Annotated in this window: 22 protein-coding genes; 3 read left to right on the top strand and 19 right to left on the bottom strand. The window is 67.9% G+C overall.

What is annotated here, in order from left to right; genetic code table 11:
* The 9 genes from rpmF to KOE53_RS09645 form a co-directional block, all read right to left on the bottom strand.
* A complete protein-coding gene (gene rpmF / locus KOE53_RS09605) occupies positions 1 to 204 on the bottom strand; it encodes a 50S ribosomal protein L32 (protein ID WP_188044481.1) in 204 nt (67 codons plus the stop codon).
* Between the two features lie 13 nt (positions 205 to 217).
* Positions 218 to 769: a YceD family protein gene (locus KOE53_RS09610; RefSeq protein ID WP_353055628.1), complete on the bottom strand. Its 552-nt coding sequence runs from the start codon at positions 767 to 769 to the stop codon at positions 218 to 220.
* A gap of 22 nt (positions 770 to 791) precedes the next feature.
* Positions 792 to 1,733 (bottom strand): NYN domain-containing protein, encoded by a 942-nt coding sequence (locus tag KOE53_RS09615; protein WP_188044482.1) that lies wholly within the window; start codon positions 1,731 to 1,733, stop codon positions 792 to 794.
* 5 nt (positions 1,734 to 1,738) lie between these two features.
* Complete coding sequence (coaD, locus tag KOE53_RS09620) at positions 1,739 to 2,233, bottom strand: pantetheine-phosphate adenylyltransferase (protein WP_188044483.1); 495 nt, start codon at positions 2,231 to 2,233, stop codon at positions 1,739 to 1,741.
* A gap of 49 nt (positions 2,234 to 2,282) precedes the next feature.
* On the bottom strand, positions 2,283 to 3,026 hold the full coding sequence (locus KOE53_RS09625) for a response regulator (protein WP_188058312.1): 744 nt from the start codon (positions 3,024 to 3,026) through the stop codon (positions 2,283 to 2,285).
* Positions 3,019 to 4,422, bottom strand: a complete 1,404-nt coding sequence (locus KOE53_RS09630; RefSeq protein ID WP_251364283.1) for a sensor histidine kinase — start codon at positions 4,420 to 4,422, stop codon at positions 3,019 to 3,021. The genes KOE53_RS09625 and KOE53_RS09630 overlap by 8 nt, the downstream gene beginning before the upstream one ends.
* Before the next feature lie 59 nt (positions 4,423 to 4,481).
* Positions 4,482 to 5,393 (bottom strand): DUF2705 family protein, encoded by a 912-nt coding sequence (locus KOE53_RS09635; protein WP_188058314.1) that lies wholly within the window; start codon positions 5,391 to 5,393, stop codon positions 4,482 to 4,484.
* 39 nt (positions 5,394 to 5,432) lie between these two features.
* The gene (locus KOE53_RS09640) at positions 5,433 to 6,353 is read right to left on the bottom strand and encodes an ABC transporter ATP-binding protein (RefSeq protein WP_188058315.1); all 921 of its coding nucleotides are present in this window, start codon (positions 6,351 to 6,353) and stop codon (positions 5,433 to 5,435) included.
* A gap of 165 nt (positions 6,354 to 6,518) precedes the next feature.
* Positions 6,519 to 8,723 (bottom strand): ATP-dependent DNA helicase RecG, encoded by a 2,205-nt coding sequence (locus KOE53_RS09645; protein WP_188058316.1) that lies wholly within the window; start codon positions 8,721 to 8,723, stop codon positions 6,519 to 6,521.
* An 85-nt stretch (positions 8,724 to 8,808) separates the two neighbouring features.
* On the opposite strand from KOE53_RS09645, the gene rsmD reads away from it, so the two are divergent.
* Entirely contained in the window at positions 8,809 to 9,381 is a 573-nt protein-coding gene (gene rsmD / locus KOE53_RS09650; protein ID WP_188058317.1) for a 16S rRNA (guanine(966)-N(2))-methyltransferase RsmD, read from the top strand.
* A gap of 464 nt (positions 9,382 to 9,845) precedes the next feature.
* Here rsmD and KOE53_RS09655 read toward each other — a convergent pair whose 3' ends face one another.
* Both KOE53_RS09655 and gabT read right to left on the bottom strand, forming a co-directional pair.
* Positions 9,846 to 11,315, bottom strand: a complete 1,470-nt coding sequence (locus KOE53_RS09655; RefSeq protein WP_188044489.1) for an NAD-dependent succinate-semialdehyde dehydrogenase — start codon at positions 11,313 to 11,315, stop codon at positions 9,846 to 9,848.
* Between the two features lie 28 nt (positions 11,316 to 11,343).
* A complete protein-coding gene (gene gabT, locus KOE53_RS09660; protein WP_188058318.1) occupies positions 11,344 to 12,687 on the bottom strand; it encodes a 4-aminobutyrate--2-oxoglutarate transaminase in 1,344 nt (447 codons plus the stop codon).
* Between the two features lie 166 nt (positions 12,688 to 12,853).
* Here gabT and KOE53_RS09665 point away from each other — a divergent pair, with 166 nt between their 5' ends.
* Positions 12,854 to 14,431: a PucR family transcriptional regulator gene (locus KOE53_RS09665; protein ID WP_353055629.1), complete on the top strand. Its 1,578-nt coding sequence runs from the start codon at positions 12,854 to 12,856 to the stop codon at positions 14,429 to 14,431.
* On the opposite strand, the gene KOE53_RS09670 is transcribed toward KOE53_RS09665, so the two are convergent.
* From KOE53_RS09670 to thiL, 3 genes are all read right to left on the bottom strand, one after another.
* A complete protein-coding gene (locus tag KOE53_RS09670) occupies positions 14,428 to 14,814 on the bottom strand; it encodes a GntR family transcriptional regulator (RefSeq protein ID WP_188058319.1) in 387 nt (128 codons plus the stop codon). The genes KOE53_RS09665 and KOE53_RS09670 overlap by 4 nt on opposite strands.
* Positions 14,807 to 15,835, bottom strand: coding sequence for a hypothetical protein (locus tag KOE53_RS09675; protein ID WP_188058320.1), 1,029 nt, complete (start codon positions 15,833 to 15,835; stop codon positions 14,807 to 14,809). The genes KOE53_RS09670 and KOE53_RS09675 overlap by 8 nt, the downstream gene beginning before the upstream one ends.
* Positions 15,836 to 15,912: 77 nt before the next feature.
* Positions 15,913 to 16,932, bottom strand: coding sequence for a thiamine-phosphate kinase (thiL, locus tag KOE53_RS09680; RefSeq protein ID WP_188058321.1), 1,020 nt, complete (start codon positions 16,930 to 16,932; stop codon positions 15,913 to 15,915).
* Between the two features lie 118 nt (positions 16,933 to 17,050).
* Here thiL and KOE53_RS09685 point away from each other — a divergent pair, with 118 nt between their 5' ends.
* Complete coding sequence (locus KOE53_RS09685) at positions 17,051 to 17,545, top strand: DUF3515 family protein (RefSeq protein ID WP_353055630.1); 495 nt, start codon at positions 17,051 to 17,053, stop codon at positions 17,543 to 17,545.
* Positions 17,546 to 17,729: 184 nt separating this feature from the next.
* On the opposite strand, the gene KOE53_RS09690 is transcribed toward KOE53_RS09685, so the two are convergent.
* The 5 genes from KOE53_RS09690 to leuD form a co-directional block, all read right to left on the bottom strand.
* A complete protein-coding gene (locus tag KOE53_RS09690; RefSeq protein WP_251364284.1) occupies positions 17,730 to 18,848 on the bottom strand; it encodes a D-alanine--D-alanine ligase family protein in 1,119 nt (372 codons plus the stop codon).
* Positions 18,845 to 19,972, bottom strand: a complete 1,128-nt coding sequence (locus KOE53_RS09695; protein WP_188044493.1) for an NAD(P)H-dependent glycerol-3-phosphate dehydrogenase — start codon at positions 19,970 to 19,972, stop codon at positions 18,845 to 18,847. The genes KOE53_RS09690 and KOE53_RS09695 overlap by 4 nt, the downstream gene beginning before the upstream one ends.
* Complete coding sequence (locus KOE53_RS09700) at positions 19,969 to 20,739, bottom strand: lysophospholipid acyltransferase family protein (protein WP_188044494.1); 771 nt, start codon at positions 20,737 to 20,739, stop codon at positions 19,969 to 19,971. The genes KOE53_RS09695 and KOE53_RS09700 overlap by 4 nt, the downstream gene beginning before the upstream one ends.
* 68 nt (positions 20,740 to 20,807) lie before the next feature.
* Positions 20,808 to 22,133 carry a UDP-N-acetylglucosamine 1-carboxyvinyltransferase gene (murA, locus tag KOE53_RS09705; protein WP_188044725.1) on the bottom strand — a complete coding sequence of 442 codons (1,326 nt, stop codon included), beginning with the start codon at positions 22,131 to 22,133 and terminating at the stop codon, positions 20,808 to 20,810.
* A gap of 69 nt (positions 22,134 to 22,202) precedes the next feature.
* The gene (gene leuD, locus KOE53_RS09710; protein ID WP_188058322.1) at positions 22,203 to 22,805 is read right to left on the bottom strand and encodes a 3-isopropylmalate dehydratase small subunit; all 603 of its coding nucleotides are present in this window, start codon (positions 22,803 to 22,805) and stop codon (positions 22,203 to 22,205) included.
* Positions 22,806 to 22,808: the final 3 nt, after the last annotated feature.

The following is a 22,808-nucleotide window of genomic DNA, read 5'->3' on the forward strand; positions in this document are numbered from 1 at the left end:
TTAAGCGTCTGCGACCTTGCGGCCCTTGTACTCGAGGAACAGCGGGGTGCCCGCAGCGTCCTCGACCACGCGTGCACGGTGCGGCAGGCTGTAGACGGTCTTGCCGTCAACAACCGTCTTCACCAGTGCCGGGTTATCGGCCTTCCACTGCGAGCGGCGGTGGTGGGTGTTAGCGCGCGAGGTCCTCCGCTTGGGAACAGCCATGGTTCTCTCTTTCCTACTTGCTTTCCGGCTCGGACGATACGCCCTCACCACGGTCTTTTTGGCCTGTGAACTCAGCAAGCGCCGCCCAGCGAGGATCAGTCCCCACGTGCGATGCTGCCGTTTCTCCAACCGCGAGCAGCTCACCTGATTCGGGATCAAGACCCGGACAATCCGGGCTGCAAACGGGCTGGAACGGCAGTGCAAGCACTACCGCGTCTCTGAGCGGAGGTTCAAGATCCACGTGGTCGCCGTGAACCTCATACTCATCGGCCTCCGTACGAGTGTATGCGAAAAGCTCCTGAAAATCGACTCGGAGCGCCGCGGTCATCTTCCGAAGGCAACGAACGCACTCGGAATGGACCTTGGTCGAGATTTCCACGGTGGCAAGAATGCCCTCGTGCACCGACTCCAGACGGATCTTCAGCGCCATACGCTCGCCCGCGGGAACGATCGCCACGGCCTCGCCCAGCTGCTCCGGGACCTCGAACTCGCGTTCGCGCTCCCGCATCTCGCCGGCACGACGACTGAGGTCGAGCACGTTCTCCCTATATACCGATTGCTTCACCGGTCCAGCGTACCCGACTCAGCTAGGCGGAAGCCGAAGGCGCACGCAGGCGGACCCGGATCGGCCCATCGTCGTCGATCTCCACGACGTTCGCGCGCGAGCGCATGAAGTCGGTGAAGGTCGCAAAGCCGAGCGCACGCTCCTGGAAGGAGGGGTCCATGCGCAGCATCTGGTTCTTGACCTCGCTGGCTGCCTGCCATTCTTTATCATTTTTGGTGTTCAGCAGCAGCATCGCCTTACGGAGCAGGGGGCCCGGCCGGCGCGAGGGTGTCGACGTCGCGACGGGGGCCTCAGCTTCTGCCTCGACCTCGGTCTCGGCCTTGGCCGCTGGCTTGCGCCTCGTCCGCCCAGCGGGCACGACTTCGGCGGGGGCCTCGAACTCGATCTCGTCGACGTCGTCCTCGTCCTCGTCACCCAGCAGGGCAGCGTAGTCCGAGTACTCGTCGCACGAGCCAATCAACGAGCGGCTCGTGCCACCCGTGACGCCGATGCCGACCACATATCGACCAAGCTGCTTCGCCTTCTGCACGAGCGCAACGTAGTCAGAGTCGCCGGCCACGATCACGACGTGCGTGATGTCCTGCAGGCGAAACATGTCTTCCATCGCGTCGACCGCGAGGCGAATGTCGGCGCCGTTCTTGAGCCGAACGCTCAGCGGGAACAACTGCACGAGCTCGATACCCCGCGACACGAGCTGATCGCGATACCCGACGCTGAACGGCACTGACCAGTCGGCGTATGCCCGGCTCAGTCCGATGGGGCCAAACGTCGCGGCATAGTCGAGGATCGCCTCGACGCTCACCCGGGCGGCCTTCAGCCGCGCGGTTGCCTCAGCTTCTTTGAGCTTGCCGTCACGAATCTCGCGCCGGAACGCCAGGGCGCCATGCACTTGGTCGTAGCGGGTGATGACGATGTTGTCGAAGTCGAAGTAGACCGCGACCCGAGCTTCCCGCTGGCGACTCATGCGGTTCAGGCCGGCCGCGTGGTGTCGAGGAAGCGCGCAACGCGCTCGGGGACGTATGGGCTCACGTCGCCGCCCAACTCCGCCACCTGGCGCACGAGCGAGCTCGAAACGTGCGCGTGGGCAGGATCCGGAAGCAGGAACACCGTCTCGATGTTCGCGAGGCTGCGGTTCATCAGCACCATCGGCGTTTCGTAGGCGACGTCGATCTGCGAGCGAATGCCCTTGACGAGCACCGAAGCGCCGACCTCGAGGCAGTAGTCGACCAGCAGGCCCATCGACCATGACGCCACGGTGACGTTCTTTGGCATCGTCGGATCGTCTTCGAGGGAGCGCTGAATCAGGTTCACACGCTCGGCGATCGGCAGCATCGCACTCTTGCCGGGGTTATGCACCACCAACACGTGCACCTCATCGAAGATGGTGGCTGCGCGACGGATCACGTCAAGATGGCCAAGTGTCACCGGATCGAATGAACCCGGGACGACTGCAACTTTGCTCATAGGTCGAGCATATTGCCTTGGCGCATACGCGCGCTGGAACTTACCCGAGTTACAGCCCGTGCTGCTTTGCCAGGATGACCGCGTGCACCCGGTCGCGCAGGTGCAGCTTGGCGAGCACTCGCCCGACGTGGGTCTTCACCGTCGACTCGGAGAGAAACAGTTCGGCGCTGATCTCAGCGTTGTTCTTGCCGTCCGCGATCAGGCGCAACACGTCGAGTTCGCGCTCGGTCAGCACGGAGAGCACCTCGGGGACTCCGGCGGCCACCGGCGCTGCCTGGGCTACCGCCGGAACGGCCGCGAAGCCTCGCACCGGCGAGGCCCCAGGACCCGCCACACCGGCGACCGCGCCCGTCGCACGCAGCTGTTCCATGAGCCGCCGCGTGACGGAGGGAGCCATGGCCGCGTCGCCCGCAGCGACCCGGCGAATCGCGTCGGTGAGCTCGGACGGCCGCGCGTCCTTGAGGAGGAACCCGCTGGCCCCCGCCTGGATCGCCCCGGTGGCGTACTCGTCGAGGTCGAACGTGGTGAGCACGAGCACGCGTGTGTCCGGGAACCGCTCAGCGAACGCCGCAGTTGCCTCGATGCCGTTCATGCCGGGCATGCGGACGTCCATGAGCACGACGTCACAGCCGCCCGCGCCCGCGAGGCGTTCCATGGCAGCGAGCGCCTCGGCGCCATCCGCGGCCTCGGCCACGACCTCGATACCCGGCTCGGAGAGCAGGATGAGGCGGAACCCGGTGCGCAGCAGCTCTTGGTCGTCCACTAGCATGACCCGAATAGTGGGCTCAGTCATTGCGTTGTCCCTCATCGTCAATCGTTGGAAGCGTGTTCCTGGCAAGTCGCCCGGTTTCGCGGGCGTCGGCGTTGACGGGCAGCACGGCCCGTACCCGCCACCCGCTCCCCTCGTGCGCCGGAACGGGACCGGACTCGATCGTGCCCCCGAACATGCGCACGCGCTCGGCGAGGCCCGCGAGCCCGCGGCCCGATCCCACCCCCGACACGGTGTCCGCGTCCCCGTGGGCGCGGCCGTGATCGCGCACCTCGACCACGGTGAGGTCCTGCAACAGCGCCACCGTGACCTCGGCGCACGCCCCGGTCCCCGCGTAGCGCAACACATTCGTGAGCCCCTCCTGGGCGATGCGATACACCGCGAGCTCCTGCCCACGGTCGCCGGCGGCCTCGCCTTCGATGCGCAGCGAGACCGGCAGGCCCGCGTCGGTGAATCCGCGTACCAACGTCTCGAGATCCTGCACTCCCGGCTGCGGAACGAGCTCAATAGACGTCTCGTCCGGCGAGTGCAGCGCGCCCAGCAGGCGGCGCATCTCGGCCAGCGCCGTGCGCCCAGTCTCGGCGCTGCGTTGCATCGCGTCGGCGGCGGCCTCCGGCGCGACGGTCGCAGCCCGGGCGGCGCCCTCGGAGAGCGCGATCATTACGGAGACCGAGTGGGCGACAATGTCGTGCATCTCCCGGGCGATGCGCGAGCGTTCCTCAGCCACCGCGAGCTGGGCGAGCTGATCGCGCTCCCGGGCGAGCTGGTGAGCACGGCCAATGATGGCCTCCAGGTAGCGGCGCCGGTTGCCGATGTTGATGCCGAGCATCAGGATCGCGAGCATCCAGATCGCGCTCACGATGAACGGGCCGAGGAAGGAGGAAAGGGTGGCCGGCTCGCTGCTCACCACACCCGATTCGGTATCGAAGACGAGCGACTCGGCCGCACCGGGCATCAACATCTGGATCCCGGAACCCACCACCGCCAGCCCGTACCCGAACCAGCCCACCTGCACGCTCCGGTACACCGGGACTGCATAGAGCAGGAAGCAGAGCGCGACCGCATTGGGGAAGCCTTGGATGGTGAGGTCACCGGTGCTCGCAACGAGCACCGCGATGAGTCCCAGCAGCGGGAACCGCCTGCGGAACAGCAGCGCGGCCGCGACGAGCAGAAAGCGCAGGATCGTGACCAGCAGCAGCGGCCAGGTGAGATAGCTCGGCGTCCCTGGCGGGGCGTCAGATGGACCGGCCGCACCGGCGGTCGAACCGCTGAAGAGGTCGACCGTGCCAAACAGGGCGCACCCCAGGAAATAGAACACGACGATCGTGACGTCGAGCGCCAGGGGGTGCGCGGCGAGCGCCCGCCGGAGGACCCCCGGCGGGCGCGGCAAGCGTGCCTCGAGCGATGCGTGTGGACTCATCATTTCAGCCTAGTTGTAAGCGCTCTCGCCGTGGCGAGGATCCTGCGCCTGTGGCCTCGCTACCTCGCGTCGCGACGGTTGAAGAGGATCGCCGCCGGAATGACGGTGACCGCGGCCCAGACGACCATCGCGATGAGTGACTGCCAGAAGTTCGGAGACAGTTCGGCCGTCACGTCGGTGAGGCCCTGCGCGAGGACGTTGCCGATCGCCATCGGCGTGTAGTTCAGCACCGTGCCGACCCACTCCCAGCCCGAGATGCTGAGCACCTGGAGGGCGACCGGCAGCACAAAGGTGACGCCGGCAACGACCGCGATCCCGCCGGCGGTCGAGCGCAGGATCCCTGCGACGCCGAACGCAAACAACGCGATGCAGAGCAGGTAGGCGACGGTTCCCAGCGCACCCGTGATGACCGGGACGGAGGTGAGCTGCGCGAACGACGCCGGTTCCATCGCGATTGCCAGCGCGAGCCCACCGGCAACGAGCACGAGCGAGGTGAGTCCCCCGATCATCACCAGCACGAGGGTCTTCGCGGCGAACACCCGTCCGCGGCGCGGGACGGCCGCGAGCGTCGACAGGATCATGCCGCTCGTGTACTCGCTCGAGATCGCGAAGACACCAAGCACGCCGAACACGAGGGCGAGGAACGGCGCGGGGAATGCCGCGGTCATGAGCAGGTGGTTCTGGAGGTCAACCACGGAGAGGGCGCCCGAACTCGGCGGGTTTTCGGCGAGGATGAACGCGATCAGGCCACTGAGGCCGAGGCCAGACAACACCGTGAGTGCCAGGGTGATGCGGATGCTGCGCAGCGAGCTGAACTTGATCCGCTCTGAGCGTACGACGCCGCCGAACGTCTGCCGGGCGTTCACCCGGGAAGCGGGGGGCTTGGTGCGGCCGGTCGCGCTACTGGATCCGGATCCGGGGTTGCTGGCGGCGAGCGCCGCGTTCGTGTCAATCACAATTGAAGTGGTCATGGGTCTGCAGTCCTTTGAACGTCTCGGGTGGGTGATCGGCTAGGCGACGGCGTGCGTCGCGTACTCGATCTCGTCGCGGGTGAGGGCGAGGTAGGCGTCCTCGAGGCTGGAAACCGCCGTGCTGAGCTCGTGCAGCTCGACGCCACTCTGCGCAGCAGCGCGACCAACAATCGCAGCGCTGACGCCACGAGCGGTGAAGCGATCGTCACCCAACGGCTCGATGTGCAGCTCGGGTGACGCGTGGTGCGCCATGAGGAGGGCCGCGAGCTTCGCCGCCTCAGGGCTGCGCACCGAAATCTGCTCACCTCCGCGGGCGACGAACTCGCCGATCGGCGCGTCAGCGACGACGCGGCCGCGTCCGAGCACGATCACGTGATCGGCTGTCTGCGCCATCTCGCTCATCAGGTGGCTCGAAAGCAGGACCGTGCGGCCCTCGCTCGCCAGGTGCCGCAGGAGCTGACGCACCCAGAGCACGCCGTCGGGGTCAAGTCCGTTCACCGGCTCGTCGAGGATGAGGACCTGCGGGTCCCCCAGCAACGCTGCGGCGATGCCGAGGCGCTGACCCATGCCGAGCGAGAACCCGCCGACGCGCTTGTTCGCAACGTCTGTCAGGCCCGTCTGCGCGAGCACCGCGTCCACGCGGCGGTCGTCGATGCCATGGGTTGCTGCAAGCGCACGCAGGTGGCTGCGAGCGCTGCGGCCCGGGTGCACACCCTTCGCGTCAAGCAGGGCGCCAACTGTGGCGAGGGGGGCCGCGAGATCGGAATAGAACTTCCCGCCGATCGTCACCGTCCCCGAGGTCGGGCGGTCGAGCCCCACCATGAGTCGCATGCTCGTCGACTTCCCCGCCCCGTTCGGTCCGAGGAAGCCCGTGACCTGACCGGGCTGAACCGAGAAGCTGATGTTGTCGACTGCGTGCGTTGCACCGTAACTCTTGCTCAGGCCGCGTGCCTCGATCAAGGTGTCTCCTTCGTGTCGCAAAACGCCGAGTTTCAGCGTTCACCTCACAGTAGGAAAGACCCGGAGGTACGCGCGTCGGCCCCTGGTGCCGGGAGCATCACCCCTGAGTACCGGGTTCTCACCGTCAGAGCAGTCCTTGAGGACGAGACGGGCTGGGCCGGGGTGCTAGGACTTGCCGAGGTTTTCGAGGACGCCCGAGCGATTTCCTTGCTCGATGATCTCGCGAAGCCCCGGCGCGTGCTGCAGGTCAGGATCGACGTCGAGCAGCGCGCCCGCAACCTCTCGGGAGTGCGCGATGAGGTCGCCGTGCTCGGCCACGCGGAGCAGCCTCAGCGATGAACGCCCGCCCGATTGCGCGACGCCGAGGATGTCGCCCTCGCGGCGCAGCTGCAGGTCGACCTCGGCGAGGTCAAAGCCATCGGTGGTCGCTGCCACCGCATCGACTCGCTCACGCGCGACGCTGCCTTCTTCAGCCGGGCTGAGCAGCAGGCAGAGCCCCGGGTGCTGACCCCGCCCCACACGCCCACGCAGCTGGTGCAATTGGGAGATGCCGAAGCGGTCGGCGTCGCGGACGATCATGAGCGTCGCGTTTGGCACGTTCACACCCACCTCGATCACCGTGGTGGCGACCAGCACGCCGATCTCGCCCGCGGCGAAGGCCATCATCACGGCCTCCTTCTCGGGGCCGGGCATCGCGCCGGTGAGGGCCTCAATGCGGACCCCCGCGAGCGAGGGCCGGGCCCGCAGCTCGGCGACGGTCGCCAGCACGCTCTGGAGCACACGGGGCGGTGCGGATCCTGCGGGGTCGCTCGCAGAGAGCTCGCTTTCGACCGCGACCTCCGCCGGTTCGATCGATGGGCAGACGACGTAGACCTGCCGGCCCGAGCGCACCTCTTCTGCCGCGCGCTCCCAGGCCCGGTCTCCCCAAGCGGGATGGTCGGTGAGGCTGACGGCGTGCGTGACGATGCCCTGGCGGCCGGGCGGCAGTTCGCGGATGGTGGACACCTCGAGGTCGCCGAACGCGGTGAGCGCGACGGTGCGCGGGATGGGGGTCGCTGTCATCACGAGCAGGTGCGGCGGCGTCTTTCCTTTGCGTCGCAGCGTGTCGCGCTGTTCGACGCCGAAGCGGTGCTGCTCGTCGACGACGACGAAGCCGAGATCGTGGAAGCCGGTCTTGTCGCTCATGAGCGCATGGGTCCCGACGATGATCAGGGCCTCCCCCACGGCGGCCGACAGCAGGGCCTTCTTTCGCTCAGCGAGTGGCATCTGCCCGGTGAGCAGCACCGGGCGCACCTTCGCGCCGAGCTCGTCACCCAGCAGATCTCGGATCGAACGGAAGTGCTGCGTGGCGAGCACCTCGGTCGGGGCCAAGAGCGCCGATTGGCCACCGCCGTCGGCCACCTGCAGCATGGCCCGGAGCGCTACGAGCGTCTTCCCCGAACCGACCTCGCCCTGGAGCAGGCGGTGCATCGGAACCTCGGAGGCCAGCTCGCGCTCGAGGGTCTCACCCACCTCGACCTGATCACCGGTCAGAGTAAACGGGATCGTGGCGTCGAACGCGTCGCGGAGGCCTCCCCCGACGCGCGGCCACGGGCTCGTCGGCAGGGCGGCATCGCGGCGGCGGCGATCGAGCAATGCCAGCTGTAGGTGCAGGGCCTCTCGGAAGCGCAGGCTCTCAAGAGCCTGCTTCCACTCGCCCATGGTCGACGGCTGGTGCGCCCAGCGGATCGCCTGGTCCATTTTGCAGACGCCCTCGTCGCGAAGTACGTCGCGCGGCACGGGATCTGACACGGGCTCGAGCACGTCGAGGATCATCTGGATGCTCTTCTGGATCGTCCAGCTCGGCAGCTTCGATGTCGCCGGGTAGATGGGCACGAGGGTATCGGCCCAGTCCTTCGCCCGGATGCTCGCGAGCGCGTCGGCGTCAACGCCCTCGGGCACGTCGTCATCCTCGAACAGTTCGTACTCGGGGTGGGTGAGCTGCTGCATGCCGCGGTACTCGCCGACCTTGCCTGCGAACACCCCGCGCTTGCCGGCGACGAGCTCGTTCGCGCGCCAGCCCTGGTTGAAAAAGGTGAGGGACATGATGCCGGTGCCGTCCGTAATGCGGACCTCGAGGACGCCGCCGCGCCGCGACTGCATCTTGCGCTCGCGGACGTCGAGCACCTGGGCGACGACGGTGGCGTGCTCGCCCTGAGGCAGGCCCGAAAGCGGGGTCAGGTCGCCCCGGCGTGCGATGCGGCGGGGCAGGTGCCAGAGCAGGTCTCCCACGGTCTCGTAGCTGAACGCCGACTCGAACGCCTTCGCGGTCTTTGGGCCGAGGGCGCGCGACAGGCTCGTCTCAAAGTCAAGGCTGTCCGTGCTGTCCACGCGTCAAGCCTACCGAGGGCCACCGACGGCGCCCTGCGGGCGTCCTCCGCGCCGCAGCCGCCCGACGACCGGTACCCTCGAACGTATGACGCGCATCATCTCCGGGGCAGCCGGTTCACTTCGCTTGGAGGTGCCCAAGGCGGGCACCCGTCCCACGAGTGACCGGGTGCGCGAGGCCATCTTCTCGGCGCTCGAGTCGTGGGGCCTGGTCGACGGCGCGAACGTGCTCGACTTGTACGCCGGATCGGGCGCACTCGGGCTTGAGGCCGCGAGCCGCGGGGCCGCCGCGGTCACCCTGGTCGAGAAGCACCCCCAGGCGGCGCAGGTCGCCGAGCGCAACGCGCGCATCATAACGAAGGCGTTCTCGGGCGGCGCAGCTCCGGTGATCCGGGTCGAAAAGGCCTCGGTGCAGACGTACCTCGATCGCCCCGGCACCGGGAACTTCGACGTCGCCCTGATAGACCCGCCCTATGAATTGGGTGAGGCAGAGCTCACGGCAAACCTGAAATCACTCATTCCGCAGCTGGCGGAGGATGCGATGGTGCTCGTGGAGCGCTCGTCGCGCAGCCCCGAGCCGACCTGGCCGGACGGCCTGGCGCTCGTGCGCAAGAAGTCCTACGGCGAAACCCTGCTGTGGTGGGCAGAGCTGGCTGAGTAGCGAAGCATCGCTTCGCGCCAGCTCTGCCGCCGACAGGCGGATAGCTGAGTAGCAACGCATCGCGTTGCGCTATTTCTGCCGCGGCGCGCTGCCCCGCCCTGCCCGCCCCTGCCCCTCCCTGCCCCTCCCCGCCGACCTTGCGCGATGTGCTGATTCAGGTCGCGGGAAGCAGCCCTTTGCGCAAGGTCGACGGGTGGGCAAGGTCGACGGGGGCCTGCGGCCAGTAGCTCGAATGATCGAGGGTTCACAAACTCCGGGTGTGAGGGCGCCAATACCCGCATTGTGTGAACCCTCGATTTACCCGAAGGCAGGATCCTGGCCGGCCGCCAGGGCACGAGGCCACCGGGCCGCCAGCGCACCAGGACGACCAGCTGCCACCGAACTGACCCGCTCTAGGAACGCCGAAGGGCGCCGACCCACCGGAAACCGGTGAGGCGACGCCCCGGGCGTGACGCTGCGAGAGACTAGCTCCGCGGCAACAGGGTGTACTTCGAGGAGAGGAACTCCTGGATGCCCTCGAAGCCGCCCTCGCGGCCGAGGCCCGACTGCTTCAGGCCACCGAAGGGAGCCGCAGCGTTCGAGACGAGGCCGGTGTTCAGGCCCATCATGCCGGTCTCGAGCTTCTCGATCATGCGGTGTCCACGGTGGATGTTCTCCGTGAAGACATAGCTGATCAGGCCGTACTCGGTGTTGTTGGCAATCTCGACCGCCTCTTCCTCGGTCGAGAAGCGGATGATGCCGAGGAGCGGTCCGAAGATCTCCTCGCGCATGATCGCCGCCTGCGGGCTGAGGTTGTCGACGACGGTGGGCTGGAAGAAGTGACCCGGCCCGTCGATTGCCTCGCCACCGGTGACGATGTTTGCACCCATGTCGACGGCGTCCGCAACCAGGCGAGCCGTGTTCGCGACAGCCTTCGCGTCGACGAGGGCGCCGATGTCGTTGCCCTCCTCGGCGCCGCGGCCGATCGTGAACTTCGCGACGCGCTCGCCGACGCGACGAGCGAACTCGTCAGCGACTGACTCGTGCACGATGATGCGGTTGGCCGCGGTGCAGGCCTGGCCGATGTTGCGGAACTTCGCGAGCATGACGCCCTCGACCGCGCGGTCCAGGTCGGCGTCCTCGAACACGACGAACGGCGCGTTGCCGCCGAGCTCCATCGAGGTGCGCAGCACGTTCTGTGCCGCGGCCTCGAGCAGCTTGACACCCACGGGGGTCGAGCCCGTGAAGCTGAGCTTGCGCAGGCGCGTGTCCGACAGGATCGCGCTCGACTGTGCGCTCGACTTGGAGGTCGGGACCACGTTGACCACGCCGGCGGGGAGGCCAGCCTCTTCGAGCAACTGCACGAAGAAGATGGTGGTCAGCGGGGTGAGCGCTGCGGGCTTGATGACGACGGTGCACCCGGCAGCGAGTGCCGGAGCGATCTTGCGGGTCGCCATCGCGAGGGGGAAGTTCCACGGCGTGATGAAGTACGTCGGGCCCACGGGGAGGTGGGTGACGATCATGTTGCCGGTGCCCTCGGGGTTCTGGCGGAAATCGCCGCGAACGCGGACGGCTTCCTCCGAGAACCAGCGCAGGAATTCGCCGCCGTAGACGACCTCGCCGCGAGCCTCGGCGATGGGCTTGCCCATCTCCATACTCATCAGCAGGGCGAACTCTTCCTTGCGCTCCATGAGGAGGTCGAAGGCGCGGCGCAGGATGTTCGAGCGCGCGCGGCTCGACGTCGCAGCCCACGAATCCTGGGCAGCGACGGCGGCGTCGAGGGCGCGCACGGCGTCCTCAACGGTCGCGTCGGCGATCGTCTTGATGGTCTCGCCGGTGGCAGGATCCTGCACGTCGAGGGTGGCCCCCGACGAAGAGGGCTGCCAGGTGCCGCCGATGCCGAGGCCGGTCTGAACGCGGTCGAGCAGATCCTGCTCGTGGGTCTTCAGTGCCATAATTCGATGTCCTTTTCGGTAATCGGGACTAGTTCGCGGCCAGCGCGTCTGCGACGACCTGGAGGCCCTCGAGCAGCAGCTCGTCCGAGATGGTGAGTGCGGGGAGGAAGCGGATCACGTTGCCGTAGGTACCGCAGGTCAGGACGATGACGCCCTGCTCGCCTGCAGCCTTGGCGATCGCGCTGGTGAGCGCCGCTGCGGGCTTCTTCGAGCCCGACTCGACGAGCTCGAGTGCGGCCATGGCGCCACGGCCACGGACCTCGCCGATGCGGTCATCGGTCGCCTGGAGCTTCGTGAAGAAGTCCGAGATGAGGGTGCCAATGTGGGCGGCGCGCTCGACGAGCCCGTCCTCTTCGTACGTCTCGATCGTCGCGAGCGCAGCAGCGCAGGCGATGGGGCTACCAGCGTAGGTGCCGCCGAGGCCGCCTGCGTGTGCGGTGTCCATGATCTCGGCGCGGCCGGTCACGGCCGACAGCGGGAGGCCGCCGGCGATGCCCTTGGCGGTCGTGATGAGGTCGGGGACGACGCCCTCGAGGTTCGCAGCGAACATCTGGCCGGTGCGCGCGAAGCCGGTCTGGACCTCGTCGAGGATGAAGACGACGCCGTTGGCGGTCGCCCACTCCTGGATCGCGGGGAGGAAGCCGAGTGCGGGCTCGATGAAACCGCCCTCGCCCTGGATGGGCTCGATGATGATCGCAGCGACGTTCTTGCCGCCGACCTGCTTCTCGATCTGCAGGATCGCGACCTCTGCGGCCTCCGGGCCGGTGAGGCCGTCACGGAAGGGGTAAGACGTGGGAGCGCGGTAGACCTCGGGGGCGAACGGGCCAAAGCCGTCCTTGTAAGGCATGTTCTTCGCGGTCATGCCCATGGTGAGGTTGGTGCGGCCGTGGTACGCGTGATCGAACACGACGACTGCGTCGCGGCCCGTGGCGTGGCGAGCGATCTTGATCGCGTTCTCAACGGCCTCGGCGCCCGAGTTGAAGAGAGCGGAGCGCTTCTCGTGGTCACCGGGGGTGAGCGCGTTGAGCTTCTCGGCGACGGCGACGTAGCCCTCGTAGGGGGTCACGGTGAAGCAGGTGTGCGTGAAGAGCTCGACCTGCTCCTGGACAGCCTTGACGACGCGGGGCGACGAGTTGCCAACACCGGTCACGGCGATGCCCGAGCCGAGGTCGATCAGCGAGTTACCGTCGGCGTCAAGCATGACGCCGTTGCCGGCAGCAACGGTGAAGATGGGGAGCGCGACGCCGACGCCTGCGGCGACGGCGGAGTTCTTGCGGGCAAGCAGTTCCTGCGACTTCGGGCCGGGGATGCTGGTGACGAGCTTGCGCTCCTGCGCCAGAGCGGGTCCACCCTGAATGGTGACGTTAGACATAACGGTTCCTCCTTGAAATCGCGGATGCGTGCCGAGAAAGTGGCTGACCCCAGAATACGTCCGAGACGCACACCGCACGCACGACAACGTGGTGAATACTTGGGGAAGAATTGTCCACAGTGGCAAATTGCTCATCGGACCCAGTCCACCCCTGATCGGAGTACTCGTGGCACGCAGTGACCTGGCCTCGGCCGCCGCCGCTCCACCGGCCGCGATCCCGCATGCGACGATCCCACTCGGCGCGCTGCTGCGCCAGTTTCCGCTCGGTCTCGTGCTCATCGCAGGACACGCCGAAGACACCGCCGAACGTCCCGTGCAGTGGGTGCACAGCTCAGACCTTTCCGATCCCACGCCCTTCCTCACCCCGCGCACCGTCCTGCTCACGACGGGCGCGCAGTTCGCGCAGGAACCGTCGGCGACCTCGGCCACCGAGTACGTCGAACAGCTGATCGACGCCGGCGTCTGCGCCCTCGGCTTCGCGGCCGAGGTGCGCTGGGTGCGCACCCCCGGGACCATCGTCGCCGCGTGCGAGGCGCTCGGGCTCCCCCTCTTCCGCGTGCCGTACCAGACGCCGTTTCTCGCGATCATTCAGACCGCGGCGCGACTGCTCGACGCCGAGACACACGCGCGAGACACCTGGAGCCTCGAGGCCCAGCGCGCCATCGCGGGCGCGGCGCTCCACGCGGACGGCATCTCGGCCGTCGTGCGCGAGCTCGCCGCCCGGCTCGGACGATGGGTCGCCATCACCGACCGCACCGGACGCGTTGCCCAGGTCTCCCCCAAGACGGCGCGCTCGGAGGCCGGCGCCGAGTGGATCCGGCGGGAGTCTGCGACGCTCGTCGATCGCGGGGTGCGCTCGGGCCGCGTGCTCGCCGACGGGGACGCCGGGGCGCAGCTGCAGACGCTCGGCCGCGGCGGAAAACTACGCGGCGTCCTTGTCGTCGGCGGGTCCGCGGCCCTCGACCATGCCGAGCAGACCGCCGTCAGCCTCGTCGCCGCGCTCGCGACGCTTTCGCTCGAGTACCGCAGCGGGATCGCGACCGCCGATACCGAGCTGCGCGCCGCCGTGCTGCGCCTGCTCGTCGAGGAGCAGCGGCCGCTCGCCGAGCGCGTCGCAGAGCACTCACTCCCCTCGCTGCCCAGTGACCCGGTACGCGTGCTGGTGCTCGACCCGAACGAGCCCGACGGCAGCCCCGTGATCGAGGACCTTCGATCGCTCACCGCGAGCCGCCCGGGCGCGCTGCTCGCCCGCTTTGACGGCGCGCCGACCCTCGTGATCGAACAGCGTCTGCTGCGCCCAGTCACCGAGCACCTCGCAGCGCGCGGAGTATCCGCCGGCGTCTCGGGCCGCGCATCGGTCGACGCGCTCGCCGAGGCCATCGCCCAGGCTCGCCTCGCCTACGACATCGCAGACGCCTCGGGCCAAGGTCCCGTCGAGTTTCGGACTTCGATGGCCTCGAGCGTGCTCGGCCTGCTCGACCGGCAGCCCGAAGCAGCAACGCGCGCGAAAGCCCTGCTGGCGCCGATCCGCACGCACGACGCCCGGCACGGCGACCGCATCGCCGAGAGCCTCGAGATCTGGCTGCGCCACCACGGGCAGACGAGCCCTGCCGCGACTGAGCTCGGTGTGCATCGCCACACGCTGCGCACACGGGTACAGACCGCGGCCGGTCTGCTGCAGCGTGATCTCGACGACCCCGACGTGCGCGCCGAGCTCTGGACGGCGCTGCGGTTGGTGGGTTAGCTACGCTCCTCGTGCATGGCAGGATCCGCCAGACCACTCTGCCGCCACACTGTCGCGAGCACCGCGTGCAGTTGCTCCTGATCCACCGCGGCGAGCTGGGCCGACTCGACAAGCGCCCGAAGACGCCGCATGACCTCGAGCGGCAGCACCGCGACCCCAGGGGCCACTCGAGTGCCCGAGCCAATCCGTGACACGATGAGGCCGTCGGCCTCCAGAATACGAAACGCTCGCGCTGCGGTGCCGAGCGCAACGCTCATGTCTGCCGCGACCTGACGGACGGACGGCAGCCGCTCGCCGTCTGCGAGGAGGCCGGAGGCGATCGCGCCGCGAAAGTGGGCGGCAATGTCCGCGGCGGTGCCCGCAGGGTCGGAGGAGTCAGACATTGCTGCGCTCCGAGGGAACACCTTGGCTAGCTGCCGCTCTGCCGCTCGCAATGCGACCGAACCCCAGCGGCCGTCCAGTAACAACGAGCAAGAGCAGCAGCGCCAACGAACAGACCGTCAGGATGAGCCAGATTGCCAGCGCCGGGTCGCTGAATGCAGCGAACGAGGTTCCCCATGTCCCACTCTCCCCCGACGATGGAATCTCGTACGACAGTTCCGAGCGTGCACCAAACCCGATGATGGCGAAGGCGGAGCCCAGCACGAGGCCGAGCACCGAGATAATCAGTTGTGATACTCCAGCGGCGTTCACACGCCGCTGCCAAACTTGGTCTGACTGAGCCATTGCCGCAGGAAAAGGCGCGAGCGCCCGTCGGCGTAGAACAATGATCCCGATGACGACCAGGAGTACCGCGAAGGTGAAGCTCGGAACACCGTAGGTCCAGCCAAAGGTTGGAGCAGAACCGGTTACCCGGTCGTTCCCGGCCACTGGCGTTCCGATGAACCATCCCTCAGGATCCTTCGTTGAGCCCACCCCGGCCCAGATCGCGAGCACAGCCAGGGCGCCCAGCAGACTGGTAGCCGCTGCAATGGGCGCTTGCCCCAAATACGTGTGCCAGTAGCGCCTCTCAGCGACGAAACCGGGTTCTTCTTTCAATGAGATTTGCTTTCGCTGAGAGTATTCAAAGCACATCAGTCCGACCATCGCAATCACTGACGGCAACACGAGCAAAATCAGCTCACTGAACGGTGGGAATACCCATCGAAGCGCGAGCCCGGCACCCCAAAAAACGCTCGAGACCCAGGGCAGCGTGGCTCGAAACGCCCACAGAACGAGCAGCGCGCACGCCGTCCATCGCAGGACTAGCGGAACGGCAGTATCAAGTTCCAAGGCGGGGCCCCGAGAGCCACGTCTCATACGTAGAACCAGCACAACGCAACACAGTACAAATGCCAGCAGGGCGAAGACCCATGGTTGACCCAGATAGAACCACAACAATTCGCTGAATGTGAAGTCAGGCATGCGGTTCCTCCCCGTCGAAGAATGTACCGTCAGGCTAGAACATTTTGTATCAAATTACTAGCACGCTTTCGCAGAGATCAGCGCCCCGAGCGGTACGGGTCCCAACCGCGGGGCTCGGAGGCCTCGCCGCCCAGCAGCAGGGTGGCCCCGCGCGCGACCGCGCGACCGATGGGCGCAAAGCCCTCGGGCAGCGGGGCCCCGGCCGGGAACGTCGCGAGCATGCCGTGATCCTCGCCGCCCGTGAGCATGTCCTCCACCGACACGGCTTCCCCGCGTTGCCAGCCAAATCCGGCCGCAAGCAGCGCAGGATCCAAGTCGAGCGTGACGCTGCTCGCCTTGCCGAGCCGCGCCGCGTCGAGGCTCAGCGAATCCGAGACGTCCATCATCGCGGTCGCCCCGCCGTCGGCGGCGCGCACCCCGGCCGCGATCGGCGGAGCGGGGGCGAGCTGCGCCGCGAGCACGATCGGGTGCGCGGCGCGCAGCAGGGTAAGGCGCTCCTCGACGGGCTGCCCGTCGTCCTCCTGTTCATCGCCGCAGCGCTCGAACAGCAGCGACAGGCCGCGCCCGGCGAGCCCGAGGTCCCCCGCATACGCCACCACGTCGCCCGCGCGGGCGCCCGAGCGCAGTACCGGACGACGCCCCCCGAGGTCGCCAAGCGCCGTCACCGCGCAGCTGAGCACCGGGGCGTTCGAGAGGTCGCCCCCGACGACGCCGCATCCTGGCGCGAGATCGCGGCACGCGTCGTCGAGCCCGGAGGCGATCGCCTCGAGCAGCGCGACCGGAGTCGACGCGGGGGCCGCGATAATGACGGTCAGCCCGATGGGCATTGCCCCCATGGCCGCGACGTCGGACAGGTTGGTCGCTGCGAGCTTCCAGCCGAGCTCGTACCCGCTCGACCAGGACAGGCGGAAGTCGGGGCCCTCGATCATCGCGTCGCTCGTGACGACGAGGTCCCCCGCGCTCGTCAGCACGGCCGCGTCGTCGCCTGGGCCGACCGTCGCAGCCGCCGCCTCTCCGAGCCGCGCGAGCACGCGCGTGAGCACGCCGGCCTCTCCGAGCTCGCCGATCGTGAGCCCCGCCGCGTGCGCTTCATTCATGCCCTCAACGCTACCGCCCCACCCCGCGGCGCGCGCCGTTCGGTCCCGTCGAACCCCGCCGGGCGGATCCTGCGCCGCAGTCAGGAGCCTGCCCAGCCGCGCCCGCTACGCTGGATGCGTGCTGAATCGACGTGCCCTTGCCCCCGCGCTCATCATCGCGACGGCCGCCGTCGCCGTCCTCACGGGCTGCGCGGGCGACGTCCCCATGGAGCCCACGGCAAACGCGAACGACCCGGCCTGCGCCGATGTCATCGTGCGCCTGCCCGAGACGATCGGCGAACTGCCGCTTCGCCACACGAACGCGCAGGCTACGGGCGCCTGGGGCGATCCCGCCGCGGTGCTGCTGAAGTGCGGCATCGAGCCAAGCGGGCCCACGACCGACCAGTGCGTGTCGGTCGACGGCATCGACTGGATCATCGACCGCTCGCGGGAGCCCCTCTTCCGCTTCGAGGCCTACGGCCGCGAGCCCGGGCTCGAGGTCATTGTCGACTCGGAGAAGGTGAGCGGGACGACGGTGGTCACCGAGCTCTCCGCCGTCGCGCAGTTGCTGCCGCAGACGCGTCAGTGCTCGGCCGTCACCGACAACGACGACATCCCCGGCAACCCGGAGTAATTCCGAGGGCGGCGCTCGCTCGCCCAGTCATACATGTCGGAAATGACAATCATGCTGCACCACTTGAGCCCAAACGCTGCAGCATGATTGTCATTTCCGGAATGATTCACCGCGCGGCCGAGGCGGCGGGCAGTCGAGGCAGGCGACGACGCCCCGCCCGACAGCGAGACTCGCGGGAAAACCCCTACCGCTCCGTCTCGAGCGCCAGCTCGATGAGCTCGGTGATGAGGTCGCGGTACGCGAGGCCGGAGGCCTCCCACAGCGAAGGGAACATCGAGACCGGGGTGAACCCGGGCAGCGTGTTGATCTCGTTGATGACTGGGCCGCGATCGGTGAGGAAGAAGTCGATCCGGGCGTAGCCGGCGCACTGCGTCGCCTCAAACGAACGGATCGCCGCGTCCTGGATCGACGCGAACTCGGCCTCCGTGACCTCCGCCGGCAGCGCAAGCGAAACGCCGGCGGCGCCGAGGTACTTCGCCTCGTAGTCGTAGAAGTCTCGGCCGGAGAACACGATCTCCCCGATCACCGAGCTCGTGCGCGGGCTGCCGCCGTTACGTCCGGCGAGCACGCCGATTTCGACCTCCCGGCCGGTCACGCCCGACTCGATGAGCACCGAGCGGTCCTCAGCGAAGGCGACCTCGAGCGCCGCGGGCAGCTGCTCGGGCTCAGTGACTCGGCTGACCCCGACCGAGGAGCCGGCGCGGGCGGGCTTGACGAACAGCGGGTAGTGCAGGCCCTCGTCGAGGCGCGCGGCGAGCGACGGGTCGCGGTCGAGCTGCGCCCGGGTGACGGTGCGCCAGGGCGCCACGGCGATGCCGGCCGCGGCGAGCACGGTCTTCGCGAGGTGCTTGTCCATGCAGAGCGCCGAGCCGAGCACGCCCGAACCCACATAGGGCAGGTCGACGAGCTCGCAGAGGCCTTGCACGGTGCCGTCCTCGCCGAAGGGGCCGTGCAGCATCGGGATCACGACGTCGACGTCTCCCAACGAGCGCAGCGTGCCGTCCGCCTCGATCACGCGCAGCTCGCGCGACTGGGTCGACTCGGGCCAGAGCACGCGCGATCCGTTGTCGACGACGCGCGGCATCGCCTCGGCGTCGATCGCGTAGACCATGAGCTCCTCGGGGACGAGCACCATCGCGCCCTCCCCGGTGATGCCGACCGAGATCACGTCGAACCGCGACCGATCGATGGCGGCGAGGATCCCGGCGGCGGTGACGCAGCTGATCTCGTGCTCGCTCGAGCGCCCGCCGTGCAGCAGCACGACCGTCTGTCGCGACGCCGTCATTGCCTCGGTCCCGCTCATGCCTGAGTTCCCTTCCATCGTCGCGACAGCCGCTGCCAGACGCTCGTGTGTTCGTTCCCGCCGAGGCCCGACTCGGGCTGCGGCACGGTGTCGGAGGTCGCGAGGTGTGGGCCGAGGTCCTTCGGCGCCATCGTGCCGTTCAGCACCATTTGCACCTGCTCGACGATCGGCATCGTGACGCCTCGTTCCTGCGCGAGCTCGAGCACCGGCTTCACCGAGGTGATGCCCTCGGCGACCTGCTGCATCTGCTCGCGGGTCTCTTCCTGCGTGTACCCCTGGCCGATCAGGCGCCCCGCCGTGTTGTTGCGCGAGAGCGGGGACTGGCAGGTCGCGATGAGGTCGCCGAGCCCCGCGAGGCCGGTCAGGGTCGACGGGTCGGCCCCCTGTGCCACCGAGAAGTCGGTCATCTCGACGAGACCGCGCGTGATGATCGCGGCCTTGGTGTTTTCGCCGTAGCCGACCCCGTCGACGATGCCGATGGCGAGCGCGATGAGGTTCTTGAGCACGCCGCCCAGCTCGGTGCCGATGACGTCCGAGTTCACGAACGTGCGGAAGTACGGGGCCGAGGCCGCCGTCGCGACTTCCTGGGCCACCTGCAGGTCGACGCACGAGGCGACCGCCCCGGTGGGCTGCTCCTTCGCGATCTCGAGCGCGAGGTTCGGGCCCGACACGACCGCGATGCGCTCCGGCTCAAGGTCGAGCACATCGGCGATGACCTCGGAGATCCGCATGGTCGTCGTGCGCTCGAGCCCCTTCACGAGGCTGACCACGATCGCTCGACGCCCAAGGAACGGTTCGATCTCACCGAGGTTCTCGCGGATTGTCTGGCTCGGCACGGCGAGGAACACGAGCGAGGCGCCGGTCACGGCCTGCGCGAGCGACGAGGTCGCCTGCAGCGTCTTGGGCAGGTTGATTCCCGGCAGGTACTGACTGTTGCGCTTTGCGACCTGGATCTCCTGGGCCACCTCGGGGCGTCGCGCCCAGATCGTGACGTCGCAGCCGGCGTCGGCCAGGATCTTGGCGAACGTCGTGCCCCAGCTGCCTGAGCCGATGACGGCGACCTTGCGGCCCTTGTTGCGACGTGCGGCGCCGTCAGCCGGGTTTGCCCCGGCTACCGCACTCAAAACCGGCCCGTTTCGGACTGGTGGTGGCTCGCAGGATCCCAGCGCTCGGGCGGCGGGGTCTCGCCCCGGAGCTCGCCGAGCAGGCGGGCGATCTCCTGCATCAGCACGTCGGTCGCCTCGTTGAGGAGGCGGGCGTCAATGGGGCGCCCGGTGAACCGCGACAGGTCCAGCGGCTCGCCGATGATTACCTCAACGGTCTTGCGCGGAAACGGCTTGATCTTCTTGCCGTAGCGCGGCATCAAGCGTTGACTGCCCCAGTGCGCCGCCGGAATGAGCGGGATGCCCGATTCGAGCGCGAGACGCACCGCGCCCGCCTTGCCGCGCATGGGCCAGAGGTCGGGGTCACGCGTGAGTGTTCCCTCGGGGTACACGATCACAGAGGACTGGTTCTCAATCAGGGTGTTGGCTGCGCTCAGCGGGTTCTTTCCGGGCTCGGGCCGCGATCCGGCACGCTCGACCGGAATCTGACCGGTCGCCCGCATGAGAAAGCCGAGCACGGGAACCTTGAACAGGCTCGCCTTCGCCATAAAGCGGGGCAGGCGACCGAGGTGCCAGACGGCGGCGCCCATCGTGATCGGGTCAATCTCGCTGAAGTGGTTCGGAGCCAAGATGAAGGGGCCCGACTGAGGCAGTTTCGACTCCGGCGTAAACCGATAGCGCACCATGGCCGACCAGATGGGCAGGATCAAACCCGCCAGCACCCAGAAAGCCGACGGCTTGCGCATTTCCGCCGAACGGCGGCTCTTGAGCTTCACGGTTTCACGCATGTTTCAAGTATCCCGCACATCGCATGCCGCGCCGCGACGAACGCGACACGGCATGCAGATTGTTCGGCCTAGGCTTCGAACACGAAGTCAGCGCCGAGCTGGCGCAGCTTCGTGATGAAGTCCTCGTAGCCGCGCGAGATGATGCCGAGATTCGTGACCTTGGTCTGCCCCTCGGCGGTCAGCGCGGCGATGAGGTAGCTGAAGCCCCCACGCAGGTCGGGCACCTCAATCTCAGCACCCGTGAGGTGCGTCGGACCAGTAATGACGGCGGCCTGCTCGAAGTCGCGACGCTTCACGCGGCGGTTCTTGTCGTGCAGCCCGTCCTCGTAGACGGCGATCTCGGCGCCCATCTGGTTGAGCGCGCGCGTGAAGCCGAAGCGGTTCTCGTACACGGTCTCGTGAATGGTCGAGGTGCCCTGCGCCTGGGTCAGCGCGACGACGAGCGGCTGCTGCCAGTCCGTCATGAACCCCGGGTGCACGTCGGTCTCGATCGTGACCGGCTTGAGCTCGCCACCCGGGTGGAAGAACCGGATGCCGTCGTCGTGCACGTCGAAGTCGCCGCCGACCTTGCGGAAGACGTTCAGGAAGGTCATAAGCTCTTCCTGCTTCGCGCCGCCGACAAACACGTCGCCCTTGGTCGCGAGCGCGGCCGAGGCCCAGCTCGCGGCCTCGTTGCGGTCGAAGATCGCGCGGTGCTGGTAGCCGCGAAGCTCGTCGACACCCTCGATGAAGATGACCCGGTTGGGCTCAACCGTGATGATCGCGCCCATCTTCTGCAGGATACAGATGAGGTCGATGATCTCGGGCTCGATCGCCGCATTGCGCAGCTCGGTCTGACCCTCGGCGAGCACCGCCGTGAGCAGCACCTGCTCGGTCGCGCCGACCGACGGGTAGGGCAGCTCGATGTTCGTGCCCTTGAGACGCTTCGGCGCCTTCAGCAGGATCCCGCTCGGCAGCTTCTCGATGACCGCACCGAATGCGCGCAGCGCGTCGAGGTGGAAGTCGATCGGGCGGTCACCGATGCGGCAGCCGCCGAGGTCGGGGATGAACGCCTCGCCGAGACGGTGCAGCAGCGGTCCGCAGAACAGGATCGGGATGCGCGAGGACCCGGCGTGCGCGTCGATGTCGGCCTTGTGGGCCATCTCGACGTTCGACGGGTCGAGACGCCACTCGCCTGCTTCACCGCGAGTAATCAGTACGCCGTGCAGGGCGAGCAGCCCCGCGACGACGCGAACGTCCGAAATGTTCGGGACGTTGCGCAGCACGCTCGGGGTCTTGCCGAGCAGCGCCGCCACCATCGCCTTGGGGACGAGGTTCTTCGCCCCGCGCACCTCGATGCGACCCTGAAGGGGACGCCCGCCGTTGATCAGAATCTCGTCGGAGGTCAAGCCGATTCGGGACACTTCCTGCTGGGCGTCCTCCGGGAGGGCTGCCGATTCGTTCTTGGTCACTGGATCCTTAAATTACGCGGTCTGTACCGGAAGAGTGGTGGGCAGCCAGGCCGCCCGACGCGCCTCAAAGTCGGTAATCGCCTGTTCGTTCTGGAGCGTCAACGAGATATCGTCGAGTCCCTCCATCAAGCGCCACCGAGTGTAGTCGTCGATCTGGAAAGAAACCTTGCGGTCCCCGAAACGCACCTCACGGTCCTCGAGGCTGACGGTGATCTCGAGGCCAGGCTTCGCCTCAAGGGCGGCCCAGATCTCCTTCACGTCGTCTTCCTCGACCTGCGCGGCGAGCAGGCCCTGCTTGCCCGAATTGCCGCGGAAGATGTCGCCGAAGCGGGGCGAGATGACGACCTTGAAGCCGAAGTCACGCAGCGCCCACACGGCGTGCTCGCGCGAGGATCCGGTGCCGAAGTCGGGGCCCGCCACGAGCACCTGCGCGCCCTGAAAGGCGGGCTGGTTGAGCACGAACTCCGGGTCCTGGCGCCAGCCGGCGAACAGGGCGTCCTCGAAGCCCGTCTTCGTGACGCGCTTAAGGTAGACGGCGGGGATGATCTGGTCCGTGTCGACGTTGCCGCGCTTGAGCGGAGCGGCGATGCCGGTCAGGGTGGTGAACTTGTCCATGAT

The sequence above is a fragment of the Leucobacter sp. CX87 genome, assembly GCF_018682295.1.
GTDB lineage: Bacteria > Actinomycetota > Actinomycetes > Actinomycetales > Microbacteriaceae > Cx-87.

Coding starts and splice junctions, on each gene's coding strand:
- KOE53_RS09615 (WP_188044482.1), bottom strand. CDS start 1,733: ATGAGTCGCCAGCGGGAAGCTCGGGTCGCGGTCTACTTCGACTTCGAC.
- KOE53_RS09675 (WP_188058320.1), bottom strand. CDS start 15,835: ATGCCTGACTTCACATTCAGCGAATTGTTGTGGTTCTATCTGGGTCAA.
- KOE53_RS09630 (WP_251364283.1), bottom strand. CDS start 4,422: ATGAGTCCACACGCATCGCTCGAGGCACGCTTGCCGCGCCCGCCGGGG.
- KOE53_RS09690 (WP_251364284.1), bottom strand. CDS start 18,848: ATGAGCGGGACCGAGGCAATGACGGCGTCGCGACAGACGGTCGTGCTG.
- leuD (WP_188058322.1), bottom strand. CDS start 22,805: ATGGACAAGTTCACCACCCTGACCGGCATCGCCGCTCCGCTCAAGCGC.
- gabT (WP_188058318.1), bottom strand. CDS start 12,687: ATGTCTAACGTCACCATTCAGGGTGGACCCGCTCTGGCGCAGGAGCGC.
- rpmF (WP_188044481.1), bottom strand. CDS start 204: ATGGCTGTTCCCAAGCGGAGGACCTCGCGCGCTAACACCCACCACCGC.
- KOE53_RS09625 (WP_188058312.1), bottom strand. CDS start 3,026: ATGACTGAGCCCACTATTCGGGTCATGCTAGTGGACGACCAAGAGCTG.
- thiL (WP_188058321.1), bottom strand. CDS start 16,932: ATGAATGAAGCGCACGCGGCGGGGCTCACGATCGGCGAGCTCGGAGAG.
- KOE53_RS09655 (WP_188044489.1), bottom strand. CDS start 11,315: ATGGCACTGAAGACCCACGAGCAGGATCTGCTCGACCGCGTTCAGACC.
- KOE53_RS09670 (WP_188058319.1), bottom strand. CDS start 14,814: ATGTCTGACTCCTCCGACCCTGCGGGCACCGCCGCGGACATTGCCGCC.
- KOE53_RS09700 (WP_188044494.1), bottom strand. CDS start 20,739: ATGCGTGAAACCGTGAAGCTCAAGAGCCGCCGTTCGGCGGAAATGCGC.
- coaD (WP_188044483.1), bottom strand. CDS start 2,233: ATGAGCAAAGTTGCAGTCGTCCCGGGTTCATTCGATCCGGTGACACTT.
- rsmD (WP_188058317.1), top strand. CDS start 8,809: ATGACGCGCATCATCTCCGGGGCAGCCGGTTCACTTCGCTTGGAGGTG.
- KOE53_RS09635 (WP_188058314.1), bottom strand. CDS start 5,393: ATGACCACTTCAATTGTGATTGACACGAACGCGGCGCTCGCCGCCAGC.